At 37.7% G+C, this 13,312-nt stretch carries 11 protein-coding genes; 8 read left to right on the top strand and 3 right to left on the bottom strand.

Annotated elements, in window-relative coordinates:
* Positions 1-25 precede the first annotated feature (25 nt).
* From EDD71_RS02405 to EDD71_RS02385, 5 genes are all read left to right on the top strand, one after another.
* A complete protein-coding gene (locus EDD71_RS02405; RefSeq protein ID WP_133627151.1) occupies positions 26-2,713 on the top strand; it encodes a glycoside hydrolase family 38 N-terminal domain-containing protein in 2,688 nt (895 codons plus the stop codon).
* A 270-nt stretch (positions 2,714-2,983) separates the two neighbouring features.
* Positions 2,984-4,132, top strand: coding sequence for a glutamate 5-kinase (gene proB / locus EDD71_RS02400; protein WP_133627150.1), 1,149 nt, complete (start codon positions 2,984-2,986; stop codon positions 4,130-4,132).
* 3 nt (positions 4,133-4,135) lie between these two features.
* Positions 4,136-5,392, top strand: coding sequence for a glutamate-5-semialdehyde dehydrogenase (locus EDD71_RS02395; protein ID WP_133627149.1), 1,257 nt, complete (start codon positions 4,136-4,138; stop codon positions 5,390-5,392).
* 56 nt (positions 5,393-5,448) lie between these two features.
* The gene (gene menA, locus EDD71_RS02390; RefSeq protein WP_133627148.1) at positions 5,449-6,405 is read left to right on the top strand and encodes a 1,4-dihydroxy-2-naphthoate polyprenyltransferase; all 957 of its coding nucleotides are present in this window, start codon (positions 5,449-5,451) and stop codon (positions 6,403-6,405) included.
* A 494-nt stretch (positions 6,406-6,899) separates the two neighbouring features.
* Positions 6,900-8,144: an MDR family MFS transporter gene (locus tag EDD71_RS02385; protein WP_133627147.1), complete on the top strand. Its 1,245-nt coding sequence runs from the start codon at positions 6,900-6,902 to the stop codon at positions 8,142-8,144.
* A gap of 17 nt (positions 8,145-8,161) precedes the next feature.
* Here EDD71_RS02385 and EDD71_RS15175 read toward each other — a convergent pair whose 3' ends face one another.
* Positions 8,162-8,308, bottom strand: a complete 147-nt coding sequence (locus EDD71_RS15175) for a hypothetical protein (RefSeq protein ID WP_166636299.1) — start codon at positions 8,306-8,308, stop codon at positions 8,162-8,164.
* Positions 8,309-8,644: 336 nt separating this feature from the next.
* Between EDD71_RS15175 and EDD71_RS15905 the strand changes: the two genes are divergently transcribed.
* Positions 8,645-8,770, top strand: a complete 126-nt coding sequence (locus EDD71_RS15905; protein WP_279232994.1) for a hypothetical protein — start codon at positions 8,645-8,647, stop codon at positions 8,768-8,770.
* 58 nt (positions 8,771-8,828) lie between these two features.
* Here EDD71_RS15905 and EDD71_RS02380 read toward each other — a convergent pair whose 3' ends face one another.
* Positions 8,829-9,692 (bottom strand): DUF4438 domain-containing protein, encoded by an 864-nt coding sequence (locus EDD71_RS02380; RefSeq protein WP_133627146.1) that lies wholly within the window; start codon positions 9,690-9,692, stop codon positions 8,829-8,831.
* Positions 9,693-9,929: 237 nt separating this feature from the next.
* Here EDD71_RS02380 and EDD71_RS02375 point away from each other — a divergent pair, with 237 nt between their 5' ends.
* Positions 9,930-10,142, top strand: a complete 213-nt coding sequence (locus EDD71_RS02375) for a hypothetical protein (RefSeq protein ID WP_133627145.1) — start codon at positions 9,930-9,932, stop codon at positions 10,140-10,142.
* Positions 10,143-10,224: 82 nt separating this feature from the next.
* On the opposite strand, the gene EDD71_RS02370 is transcribed toward EDD71_RS02375, so the two are convergent.
* Positions 10,225-11,574 (bottom strand): 6-phospho-beta-glucosidase, encoded by a 1,350-nt coding sequence (locus EDD71_RS02370; RefSeq protein WP_133627144.1) that lies wholly within the window; start codon positions 11,572-11,574, stop codon positions 10,225-10,227.
* A gap of 119 nt (positions 11,575-11,693) precedes the next feature.
* Here EDD71_RS02370 and EDD71_RS02365 point away from each other — a divergent pair, with 119 nt between their 5' ends.
* Positions 11,694-13,037, top strand: a complete 1,344-nt coding sequence (locus EDD71_RS02365) for an aminotransferase-like domain-containing protein (RefSeq protein ID WP_133627143.1) — start codon at positions 11,694-11,696, stop codon at positions 13,035-13,037.
* Positions 13,038-13,312 lie beyond the last annotated feature (275 nt).

The following is a 13,312-nucleotide window of genomic DNA, read 5'->3' as shown; positions in this document are numbered from 1 at the left end:
AGAAATTTTTAAAAGAGGTGATAATATGCATAGAGCACACGTTATTTCACATACACACTGGGATAGGGAATGGTATAAGACTTTCCAGCATTTCAGAGTAAGGCTCGTACACTTAATAGATAAATTAATGGATATGATAGAAAAAGACAAGGACTACAAATGCTTTATGCTTGATGGACAAACCGTAGTGCTTGAGGATTATCTTCAGATAAAGCCTAAGAGCCATGAAAGGCTTAAAAGGTTAATTCAGGAAGGAAAAATAATTATAGGGCCATGGTATATTCAGCCCGATGAATTCGTGCCCGATGGAGAATCACTTTTAAGAAACCTGTTGATAAGTGATAGAATAGCAAGGGATTTTGGAAAACAAATGAAGGTTGGATATCTTCCAGACTCCTTTGGACAGTCAGGTCAAATGCCGCAGATACTTAAGGGCTTTGGAATAAATTCTGCGGTTATGATGAGAGGAGTTCCACTGCATGAACTTCAGGCCTCTGAATTTGCTTGGGAAGCAATAAGCGGGGATGACGTAGTAGCAGTATATCTTCCATTAGGATACAGCAACGCAATGTTTCTGCCAAAGGATTTTGAAAAAGCGGATATTAGAATGAAGAAAACTGTAAGTGAATTAAAGAAGTGGGCTACAACTGATAATATTTTAATTATGAACGGAGTTGATCATGAATGGCCTGAGCCGCATATAACTAACTATATCAAACATTTAAATGAAACGGATTCAGAGACTGAATACGTTCAGGATACCCTTGAGGATTATATTGATTCGGTAGTAAATGCTAAACCTAATTTAAAGAAGCTTGCTGGAGAACTTATAATTCCTGAGAGAAGCAGGGTTCATACAAGCATAGTATCTTCGAGAATATATCAAAAACAGGCAAACAGAAAGGCAGAGGCTCTTCTTGAAAAGTATGTAGAACCGATATGTTCAATAAGTTGGCTTAAAAATGCTAAATATCCTGGAGAGCTTATCAATCAGGGATGGAAGTATTTAATTCAAAACCAGGCCCATGATAGCATTGGGGGATGCTGCACAGATGAAGCACACAGGGAAATAGATCAAAGATTTACTGATGTAGAGAATATTGGGCAAACATTGTTAAAGAGCTATTCAAGAGCAATAGTAAGACAGACTGGAATTGACAGATTGGCTATTGTAATATTTAACAGCTCTATGACAAAGGGTAAACAGCTCGTAAATGCCGTAATATATGTTGATGATGAACGCTTTATTCTCAAGGATGCAGATGGTAATGTAATACCCCACCAAATAGATAAGGTTACTGAAATAAATGCAGCCTCCTTAAGTATATGGTCAGCTGGTATAAATCTAAAGGAAACTAAAAAGAAGGTAGAGTTCTCATTCTATGTTGATTTTAATTCAAACGTAGGATATAAGACATACTTCATTGAAGAAGAAGAAGGGGAAGCTGAAATCAAACAGGAGACAGAAAAGGGATCCAGCAGGTTTGAAAATGATTTCTTTACTGTAGAAATAAATGAAAATGGAAGTATCAATGTAACTGATAAACAGACCGGTAGAAGATATGATAAGCTACATGTGTTTGAAGACTGCGGAGATGCAGGCGATACTTATAACTTTTCACCTGTTAAAAATGATACAGTAGTAACCTCTGAAACTTCAAAAGCTGAATTTGAAATAGTTGAAAGTGGAGATATTAAAACAACTATTGCTATAAAACTAAACATGGAGGTTCCCAAAAAACTAGTAGATAACGATGAAAGAAGAAGCGATGAAAGGGTATTACTCCCTATAACGACCTATTTAACTTTATATTCCAAGATAAAAAGGATAGACTTTAAAACTGTAGTTGAAAACAACGCCTTCGATCACAGGCTTAGAGTTTTATTCCCATCAGGAGTTAAGTCAGACCATTCCTTTGCTGAAATACAATTTGGTACACTTAAGAGACCAAATAAGATGGATGACAGCAAGTGGGAAACAGGAAAATGGGCAGAAAAGCCTCTCCCAATTTATTCACAGCAGAAGTTTGTGGACTTCAATGATGGAGAATATGGAATTGCTGTATTAAACAGGGGACTAACTGAGTATGAAATATATGACGACACAACTATCGCTCTAACACTTCTCAGAGGTGTTGGTATGATGGGTAAGAGAGAACTTCTTATAAGGCCCGGAAGACCATCTGGAATAGAAGTACCGACCCCTGACGCACTTTGCCTTGGTATACATGTATTTGAATATGCACTTGTGCCACATGCAGGAAACTGGGATGAGGCAGGGATACCAGCAGCTGCAGCAGAATTTGACGCTCCTGCACTTGCAGTTCAGAACATGATAAAACTCAATAATGTTGGAGATGAAGTTAAGCTCTTTGAGGTTGAAACCCTTACAAAGCATATACAAAGCCAGCTTCAAGGGGTTAAGCAGGGAGATGAAGACATCATTAAGCTAAGCAGCAGAAATCTAATTATAAGTGCGTTAAAGAAAGCTGAAGATGAGGAAGCACTAATAATTAGATTATATAATGCGGGAAGTTCTACTGTAAAGAATGAAACTATCTCCATAAATCTTGAAAATATAAGTGAAGTAGTCCTTACAAACTTTAATGAGGATCTGGAAGGAGATAAGCTTTCTATTGATGATGAAGGATCCTTTATTTTACCAGTAGTAAAGCCATACTGTGCTTTAACTTTGAAAGTGAGATTTAAGTAATATATCGATAAATGAAGCTAAACGTAAAATAGGATGGTTTAGGGGTGTTTTATCCTAACCTTCCTATTTTTTTATGGAAATTTTAAAAGATAAAATAGATAATTTATTGTTTAGATAAGTTTGATATCCTGTATACTTGAAGGCCTTCGATTTGATAAAATATATAATATAAATGATCAGCATTTAACTAATACACTAGCGATTGAGATGAAAAATATATGGAACTATTTTATAATAGGATTTAAAATTAAAAGGGAGTGACATACTGCTTTGAATAGGAAGGAATATTTAAGCAAGGTACGGAGGGTGGTTATTAAGGTAGGTTCATCTACTTTAACCTATGAAAACGGGAGATTAAACTTAAGCCGCATTGAAGGCCTCGTAAGGCAGCTTGCCGATATACACAACAGGGGATATGAAGTTATACTCGTAACTTCAGGGGCCATAGGTGCTGGTATGGGCAAGTTGGGGCTTAAGTCGAGGCCTAAAACAATTCCGGAAAAACAGGCTGCGGCAGCGGTGGGCCAGGGAATTCTCCTTCATATGTATGAAAAACTTTTTGGGGAGTATGGCCAGACTGTGGCTCAAATTCTTTTAACCCGTGAAGATATGATACAGAGAACCCGCTTCATAAATGCACGAAATACGCTTTTTAAATTACTTGAGCAAGGTATAATACCCATAATCAATGAAAATGATGCTGTAGTTGTTGATGAAATAAAGTTTGGTGATAATGATACCCTGTCTGCTTTAGTAGCAAGCCTTGTAGAAGCGGATTTACTTATACTGCTTTCTGATATCGATGGCTTATACGATGCCAATCCAAGGTTAAATCCAGAGGCAAAAATCATTCCCTGGGTTAATGAGATCACCGCTGAAATAGAAAATATGGCGGGTGGAGCAGGCAGCAGCCTTGGAACCGGTGGAATGGCAACAAAGATTAGCGCTGCAAGAATTGCAGTGTCCTCAGGGACAGCAATGGTAATTGCCAATGGCTCAAAACAAGGTATTATAAACGATATTTTAAATGGAGAGGAACATGGAACATGGTTTAAACCAGAAGACAGACCACTTCAGTTCAGGAAGAGATGGATTGCCTTTGGAACGAAAGTAATGGGAAGGTTAGTTATTGACGGTGGTGCAGCCGCAGCATTATACAGGGAAAATAAAAGCCTTTTGCCAAGCGGAGTAGTAGCAGTTGAGGGAGATTTTAGCGAGGGTTCGGCTGTATCAATAGTGGATGAAAGCTATAATGAGATTGCAAAGGGTATTGTAAACTACAGCTCGGAAGAAATTGAAAAGATAAAGGGATTACAGTCTATAGAAATTGAGGAAAGGTTGGGACATAAAAATTATGACGAGATAGTTCACAGGGATAACATGGTTATAACCTATAGTTTTATTTCCGGGGAGGAATAATTTATGGATATAAGGCAATATGTTGTAGATAAAGCAAAAAAGGCAAAGACGGCAGGAAGACAAATGGCCGGCATAAGTACTGCAGTGAAAAATTCAGCCCTTTATGCAATGGCGGATGCACTTGAAGCTAATGCGGATAAAATTTTATTTGCCAATGAAAAAGATATTGAAATCGGAAAAAAGGCAGGACTGTCAAAGGCTCTGCTGGATAGACTGCTTCTTAATGAAGGACGAATTAAAGATATGGCTGAAGGACTCAGGCAGGTTGCCTCTTTGGCTGATCCTGTAGGCGAAATAGTAAGGATGTGGACAAGACCGAATGGACTCCAAATAGGACAGATCCGGGTACCCTTAGGCGTTGTTGGTATAATTTATGAAGCAAGGCCAAATGTAACAGTTGATGCTGCCGGCCTTTGCCTTAAGGCGGGAAACACAGTACTTCTCAGGGGAGGTTCAGAAGCCATCCACTCAAACATTGAAATAGTGAATATAATTACGGAGGCGGCAATAGGTAAGGGGCTTCCTGATGGATGCATTCAGCTTATTGAAATAACCGATAGAGAAGCAGCGAATATTATGATGCGCTTAAATGGCTATCTCGATGTATTGATCCCGAGAGGAGGAGCAGGGCTGATACGTTCGGTAGTTGAAAATGCAACAGTTCCTGTAATAGAAACGGGAGTTGGAAACTGCCATGTTTATGTTGACTCAGATGCAGACCTGACTATGGCTGAAAATATCGTTATAAATGCAAAAACTCAAAGGCCTGCGGTTTGCAATGCCATGGAAAAACTGCTTGTTCATGAAGATATTGCAGACAAATTTCTTCCAACCATTGGTGAAAAACTCACGGCATTAGGGGTTGAGCTTCGAGGCTGCCCAAGGACATGTGAAATTCTCCCGGGAATCAAGCCTGCTTTAGAGGAAGACTGGGAAAGGGAGTACCTCGACCTTGTTTTAGCCATTAAGGTAGTTAAAACGCTGGATGAGGCACTGGAACACATTTATATATATGGAACTAAACATTCAGAGGCTATTATAACAAACAGCTATGTAAACAGCAGAAGATTTCTCAAGGAAGTGGATGCAGCCGCTGTATATGTTAATGCCTCGACAAGGTTTACAGATGGATTTGAGTTTGGATTTGGTGCAGAGATTGGAATAAGCACTCAAAAACTTCATGCCCGGGGGCCTATGGGGCTTAAGGAGCTCACAACGACAAAATATATAATCTATGGTGAAGGGCAGATTAGAGGATAAAGTCATAATTTACGCGCTGATTCGTCATAAATTTATCACTTTAGGAGGAATGGAAGTTGTCATTTAGAAGTTTTCTTAAGCTTGTTGAAATTCAAACGAAGATTGCAAGCGTTATACCGTTTTTGCTTGGCACATTTTATTCTTTGTATCGCTACGGAAAGTTTAGATTCGAAAACTTTATAATAATGTTCATATCCCTGTTGGCCTTTGATATGACAACAACGGCAATCAATAACTATATAGATTTTAAGAAGGCCAGGAAAAAGGAGGGGTATGGTTATGAAAAGCATAATGCAATTGTTAGGGACAACCTTAGGGAATCTACGGTTTTAACCACAATATATATACTGCTTTCTATAGCAATAGTATTCGGAATAATACTTACTTTAAGGACTAACCTGGTGGTTCTTTTAATAGGAGTTATTTCCTTTATGGTTGGAATTTTCTATTCCTTTGGCCCTATTCCTATTTCGCGCATGCCCCTTGGAGAGCTGTTTTCCGGAGTATTTATGGGATTTATAATTATGTTTTTGTCGATATACATTCATGTGTACGACCAAAACTTAATTACGCTAACATTTCAAAGCGGCATAATTAATTTGAGCATAAACATTGTTGAAGTGTTTAATATTTTCCTAATATCCATACCTGCCGTAGTTGGCATAGCTAACATAATGCTTGCCAACAATATTTGTGATGTTGAGGATGATATAGTAAATGGGCGCCATACACTTGTATACTATATAGGTAAGGAAAGAGCACTGGTTCTTTTTAAAATTCTCTACTATATTGGGTACATAGATATAGCTATACTTCTTGCTTTAAAACTTGTACCGACTGCATTGCTGATTGTGCTTTTAACATTCATTCCTGTAAGGAAGAACATAGGGCTGTTTCATTCAAACCCAGTAAAAAGTGAAACCTTTGTTTTATCGGTTAAGAATTTTATAATGATGAATCTGTCACAGATAATATTAATTGCTATAGTTGTTGCGTTTAAAGGGTTTATGTAATATATACCCGATGGAAGTTTATCTCCATTCAACATTCCAGCAGGGATATTGCTTTAACCGTAACCACTTATCAAGAATCTGTAATGCTGGCTTTGTTTGAAATTTTCTGCCTGGGTGGATACGATGCAATACTCCCTGTTCCATTCTGTTTTACCACAAGGTAGCAAAGGCATTAATCCTTCGTACCCAGCTTTAGCTGCCAGAAAACGTTCAATGGAAATTTTAGAACCCCTGTGCGCAAGCGTAGTTGTGAGAGCAATATATTTTTTATCACAGCGTCTTTTGAAAATAAAACTAGCATAACGTGTTAACATAATGAATTATCTTAAGGCTTCTACTTTTTAAGAAGTCTTTTATTTTACACAAATTTTGATTCAATTATCAAAAGGTCCTAATGCAGGATTTTTTACACTTCCATCGAAATATTAACCTTGAAAATGATTTCTTAACTAATTTTATAGGACCTCCACTATATTTGGAAGGAAGATAGCTATATGAAACTACCTAAATTTCTTGAACCCTATTCAAATCTTCCCAGGAGCATATACATACTATTTCTGGTGAGGGTTATAAATAGCATGGGAAGCTTCGTTTTCCCACTTTTAACTTTGTTTTTAACTGACAGGCTGGGACTTGGGGCAAAGGAGGCTGGTGCATTTGTGTCCCTTTCAACCATGTCCTATGTGCCTGGAGGTCTTTTGGGAGGAAAGCTCTCAGACATTTTCGGAAGGAAAAAGGTTATGGTTATTTCTCAAGGACTCGCGGCGCTTTCCTTTATACCCTGTGCTTTTTTAGGAAAGTCAATGGTTATTCCATGGCTCTTAATTTTGGCAGGAGTTCTAAACGGTGCTGCACAGCCTGCAAACAGCGCCATGGTCGCCGATTTAACAAATTCGAAAAATAGAAAAGCAGCCTTTTCATTATTATACATGGGCATAAATATAGGCTTTTCAGTTGGGCCGCTGATTGCAGGATTTCTGTACAAAAAGTATCTTCCCTTTACCTTCCTTGGAAATGCCGCTGCAATTTTTATTGCAATAACTCTTTTAATGCTGTTTGTTGAGGAAACAAAGCCAAGTTATAGGAATATCAGCGATGAAATACCCGAGGAGGAAAAGGCACAGGAGGGAAGCGTGTTTTCAGTGCTGCTTAAAAGGCCTTCGGTTTTAATCTATGCACTTTTATCATCGTTATACTCCTTTGCATATTCCCAGGGAAATTTCAGTACAACCCTTCAACTGAAACAGCTTTACGGTGATAATGCATCAACCCTTATGGGGGGGATTTTCTTTACCAATGGAATTGTTGTTGTGACTATGACGGCCATTATAGTTTACTTAACGAAGAAGAACAAACCCCTTTTTAACATTGCCCTTGCAGGGATTTTCTTTGCCTGCGGCTTTGGGATGCTTTATTTTATAAGTGCATATCCGTTATATATATTTTCAACTGTAGTTTGGACGATTGGTGAGATTCTAAATGCGACTAACTCAGGAGTTTACATTGCAGATCATGCTCCAAGTTCCCACAGAGGAAGATTCAATTCCATTTTAACTATAATAACTGGTGCAGGATCAGCCGTTGGACCATATATCATGGGAGGATATATTCAAAGGTTTGGAGTAAGATTGGTTTGGCCCCTGGTGTTTGCTATTACAATATTCTCTGCAATATCAATGTATACTCTAAATTTGAATGAAGTTAAAAAACAAAAGCTTATTAAAGTGAAGACTTGTTAAGCTGCCAGCCTCCTGCTTTAAAGAGGCTGGCAGTTCCTTAATACTGCCTTTACGGCCCTTTCTATTTCTTCGCAGGAGATAAACCTGCAGATGTTCGATTGAAGACATTCTTTAATCACCATATCATCTGTATCAAATTCGATCTCAACAGCCTGTACTCCCACTGATGAAATTGCTCCTATGGCTGGGTAAGTTCACGGAACTGCAGAGGAATATGGAGGAGATTTGAGGACTTTTGAGGAAAGCTATTTTTATTAACATTAATCTAGACGTATCAAATATTGAGAAACTTTATACGGATTAACCGGATTTGTTAAAACTTTTCCAGAATGATAAAATAAAAATAACACAGAGACGAAGCTCGTTAGGAGGTTATAAAATGTTCTCCGGTGTTGTAGTAACCTTCAAGGAAGGGTTACTCCACAAATATGATGAATCTTTTACTTAGCGCCGATTAGTGAGACCAAACCGGAATTTTTAAAATAGGAGGGGAGGATATCATGGATATCGGCAATAAATTAATAAAGGAAAACATGACTGAGCTTAAGAAGACCAGCAAAAAGGATAAGAAATCCACTGGTAATAAGCAAGGTTGTATTAAGATGAACGACTACTTTGCGTTTTAATAATAGGCCCCAGAAAAGGGGCTTTTTTTATTTTTCAAAGCCCCTATCACATTGGAGTTTACTTTATCCCAAGATAATTTGCTATATTTGCATTCCTGTCTATTACTCCATGTATTTTGCTTTCCTTACAGGTCATTATGGTTGTTATTCCAGGACCGTGGCCCATTTTTATGCAGTCGCTGTGAATAACAACGCCTATACTTACGGCTCCCTTTAGATAGCCTCTTCCAAAGGTGTTGTCAGCGTCCTTTATGAGGACGATGTCTCCAAACCTTAGCTTATCGAGGCCATTTTTTACAACCTCATCCCAGTCTGCCGTCATAATGTCGTAATCGCCGCTGAAGGCTGAGGATGAGCCGATGCCTGAGCCCATCAGGTATGGTGGAACAACTGCAGCAACCGGAACCTTTATAATCCCGCCTTCCTCGGTTATGCCAAGTTTTAAGAACAGCTCAGGATCGATGTTCATAATTTTAATTTCAGGATGACCCTCAATTTGAAGTCCCTGCCCCCATGCTTTAACAAGGATTTTGTCATCAACGGCCATCTTTTCCATATCCTCTTCACTGAAGTAGATGATAACATGTTCAACCCCTCCATGGGTTCCTGTCACAAATCCCTTTGCTCCCTTTGCGTCTCCGCTTACAACCCTTGCTTCATTACCTATACATGAGAGGGTATTAAGTGCAGCATTTTCAGCTGTGTTTTCATTTCTTATTGTAACCCCCGGTTCTATGTGGTCACCAACCCACCCCATAGCGGGATCACCAACCTTAACATTGTATGTAATTCCACCTGTGGCAGGAAGTACATGGGGAATGCCCTCATGACTAATTCTATATGGCGATGGAGCAGACACAGGATGATGAATTTTTCCTTGTACAGACTGGATAATAAGCCTGTCTTTATTAGTTTTTAACATATATGTTCCCTCCTTTATTATATTAATTCTTCATTTTATTGAATTTACCTGCTAAAAATAAATTAATTTGACTGTAATTTAGAAAAGTTATTAATGTCTGTAATGATATTTCCTTTCCTCCCTTTACAAGATTATTTATAATAAGAATATACATAAATATACATGGAAACATTAGGAGGAATGAAGATGAAAAAGGTTGTTGTATTTGGAAGTAAATACTGAAAGGACTGTGAACCGGTGAAAGAGTTTCTTTCACAGAACAACATAAAATTTGCTTTCCTTGATATTTCGGAAAGCTTGTTTAATTTAAAGATGTACCTTAAATACAGGGACTTCAGGCCTGAGTTTGACGAGATAAAAAAAGCAGGTAGGATAGGAATACCTCTAATCGTAGTAAACGATGGGGAGAAGCTGTTTTTCGATAGGCCTGACCTGGATGAGCTTAGATAGGATTTTCTTCTGTTATTTATAAGTGACTGGTATCAGAGAATTGAAAAGGCGGTCATATATCTGACCGCCTTATATTAAAACCTTACTTTAGTTCACCCTTTTCAATCTTTTCAATTGCTTCTGCAAACTGAGGCAAGTGCTTCTTATGAGCAACCAACATTTCGTTTAATACTGTTCTTGCAATCTGTCCACCAGGAACTAATGGGTTGAGTATGAATGCTTGAAGTGCAGTTCCGTAGTTTCCAGTTACAGCAGCTTCAATTGTGAGTTCCTCCATCGCCTTCATAACCTGTACAAGTCCACGTGCAGCTGTTGGGAGCTTTCCAAAGTTGATTGGCTTTGGACCTGAAGCAGTTATAATGCTGCTTACTTCAACTGCGCAGTCATATGGAAGATCGGCTAACGCTCCGTTGTTTCTGGTACTTACAACCATAGTGCTTCTCTTGTCGTTGTAAATTGAGCTTATAAGTTCGCATGCAGCGTCTGAATAGTAAGTACCTCCACGCTGGCTTAATTGGGCTGGCTTTTCCTTAAGGTTTGGATCCTTGTAGAGTTCAAACAATTCAGCTTCAACTTTCTTTACTTTTTCTGCACGGGTTTCGTTCTTAGCATATTCTTCCAGCTCCTTCTTGAGCATGTCATCCTGCAGATAGTAGTATTGGTGATAGCTGCATGGAAGCATTCCTAAATCACGAATTTGTTCCTTAAAGAATGGTATATATCTGATATTTTTTACAATAGGCTCGTTGCTGTTGAACATCTTTTCAATTACCAATTCAGTAAGGTCATTTCCTTCCTTGTCATATACCTTATGCCAGTGATGATGGTTAAGACCTGCAAAATGGAAGAATAAATCGTCAGGGTTCTTCTCAATGAGTTTTGATTCATGCATTATATGATTTATTGGAACGTTGCATAATCCTACAACCTTTTCAAAATTGCCATACTTAAGAACAGCTTCTGTTATCATTCCTGATGGGTTTGTAAAGTTTACGAGCCATGCATCGGGACAAAGTTCCTTCATGTCCTTAACTATATCAAGAATAACAGGAACCGTTCTAAAGGCTTTAAACATTCCACCTGCACCGTTGGTTTCCTGTCCTATTAATCCATGGCTTAGAGGAATACGTTCATCCTTTATTCTGGCATCAAGTAAACCTACTCTAAACTGAGTTGATACGAAATCAGCATCTTTAAGTGCTTCTCTTCTATCTAAGGTAAGATGAATTTCCCAGTCAAGGCCTGCATTTTCGACCATTCTCTTTGCGAGATTTCCAACTATTTCAAGTTTTTCTTTTCCTTCTTCAATGTCTACAAGCCAGATTTCCTTTATTGGAAGCTCGTCTTTTCTCTTTATATACCCTTCAATTAATTCAGGTGTGTAGCTGGAACCACCGCCGATAGTAACTATTTTAAGTCTATCCTTTTTCATTATTAAACCCCCTTTTGACAAATTATTTTAATTTTTTACAATAATAATTATATTCTTATGCCATTCTCATCTCAATTATGATATAATGAAACTGTACCAGTACAGTTAAGGAGGACTATATGAAAAAATTATATGAAACAATAATCCAAGATATAGAAAGAGACATAAGGGAAAAGAATATAAAGCCTGGAAAAAAGCTGCCTTCGGTAAGGGAACTGTGTGAAAGGTATAAATGCAGCAAGAGTACGGTGGTGAAGGCCTTTGAGGTTCTTAAGAGCAATCATATAATATATTCTGTTCCCCAGAGCGGATATTATATAGTTGAAGGGATAAACAGCTATGACGAGGTTTCAAGCTCCATTATTAACTTTTCCACAGGAAACCCAACTGTAAATAATCTTCCGACTCCTGATTTAAAACATTGTCTTGATAGGGCGGTAGATATACACAAGGATGCCCCATTGGGCAACAGCTTAATGGGAATAAACTCCCTAAGGGAGCTTATTCCAAGCTATCTTACAAATTTCCAAGTTTTTACTTCCATAGACAACGTATTTATAAATTTAGGCATACAGCAGGCTTTAAGCGTTCTTACACAGATGCCTTTTCCAAATGGAAAGAAGACCATACTTGTAGAGGAGCCTACCTATAGGTTTTTTATAGGCTTCTTAGAGTTTTCTAAAGTTAATGTCATTGGAATCGAAAGGGATGAAAAGGGGATTGATTTAAACAGGCTGGAAGATATTTTCAAGAACAACGATATTAAATTTTTCTACACGGTGCCAAGGAATCACAACCCCTTGGGAACTTCCTACGATAAAACCCAAAAGAAAGCAATTGCGAGGCTTGCAAGCAAGTATGATGTATATATAGTTGAGGATGATTATTTTGGTGATCTTGATGTTCAGGTGAGCGAAGATCCCATTTATTCCTTTGGTGATCATTACCATCATATATATTTAAAAAGCTTTTCGAAGATCATTCCATGGATAAGAATAGGTATATCCGTAATTCCAACACACCTTCTTAATCTTTTTAGAGAGCATGTTGGGTATTCCTATTATTATTCCTACTTTTCTCCTTCGCTGGTTTCTCAGGCTACGCTGGAGATTTATATAAGGAGCAAAATCCTAAACAAACATGTGAATATAATAAAAAAGCACCACTTAAGCAGAATTGAAACCTTAAGGGAAGGCTTTGAGGAATTTAAAAAGTATGGAATCAAGTGTATAGGCGGCCGATCGGGATTCTATTCCTATATCGAGCTTCCCGATAGGGTAAACGAAAAAATAATAGTTGAAGGTTTAAAGAAGAAGGGAGTACTGGTTTCAGGAGGAAGACAGTATTTTTTATCAGATGAGACCTATAAAAAGGGAATAAGGCTGAGTATAGCAAGAACTGATGAGGAAGAAATAAAGAAGGGCCTGGAAATTATATTAAATGACATTAAAAATTACATGTAGAAAAGTAAGCAGGCAATGGATAAGCCATATGGCTTATCCATTGCCTGCTTACTTTTAAAAAGGACAGTCAATGATATAAGATAAATTTTTTATTGACAAATCAGCCATTCTACTTCATAATGAATATTAAATAAATTGAAATATGAGCAATATAAAATTTCAAATTAACCGTAATAAAACCATATTATATAGGGGAAAAAAGAAAAATATGCAATATTATATTGTGTGTTATGCAAATTTATTCTGACAATTAAGAATTCATAGATTATGATAAA

The sequence above is a fragment of the Fonticella tunisiensis genome (assembly GCF_004364155.1).
In the GTDB taxonomy this organism is placed as follows: Bacteria; Bacillota; Clostridia; order Clostridiales; family Caloramatoraceae; genus Fonticella; species Fonticella tunisiensis.
The sequence above is the reverse complement of the archived record's forward strand: the minus strand, read 5'-3'. Positions and strand labels throughout refer to the sequence as shown.

Excerpts from the sequence above, each read along its gene's own strand:
- EDD71_RS02405 (WP_133627151.1), top strand. The coding sequence starts at position 26 with ATGCATAGAGCACACGTTATTTCACATACACACTGGGATAGGGAATGG.
- EDD71_RS02395 (WP_133627149.1), top strand. The coding sequence starts at position 4,136 with ATGGATATAAGGCAATATGTTGTAGATAAAGCAAAAAAGGCAAAGACG.
- EDD71_RS02385 (WP_133627147.1), top strand. The coding sequence starts at position 6,900 with ATGAAACTACCTAAATTTCTTGAACCCTATTCAAATCTTCCCAGGAGC.
- EDD71_RS15905 (WP_279232994.1), top strand. The coding sequence starts at position 8,645 with ATGGATATCGGCAATAAATTAATAAAGGAAAACATGACTGAGCTTAAG.
- EDD71_RS02380 (WP_133627146.1), bottom strand. The coding sequence starts at position 9,692 with ATGTTAAAAACTAATAAAGACAGGCTTATTATCCAGTCTGTACAAGGA.
- EDD71_RS02370 (WP_133627144.1), bottom strand. The coding sequence starts at position 11,574 with ATGAAAAAGGATAGACTTAAAATAGTTACTATCGGCGGTGGTTCCAGC.
- EDD71_RS02365 (WP_133627143.1), top strand. The coding sequence starts at position 11,694 with ATGAAAAAATTATATGAAACAATAATCCAAGATATAGAAAGAGACATA.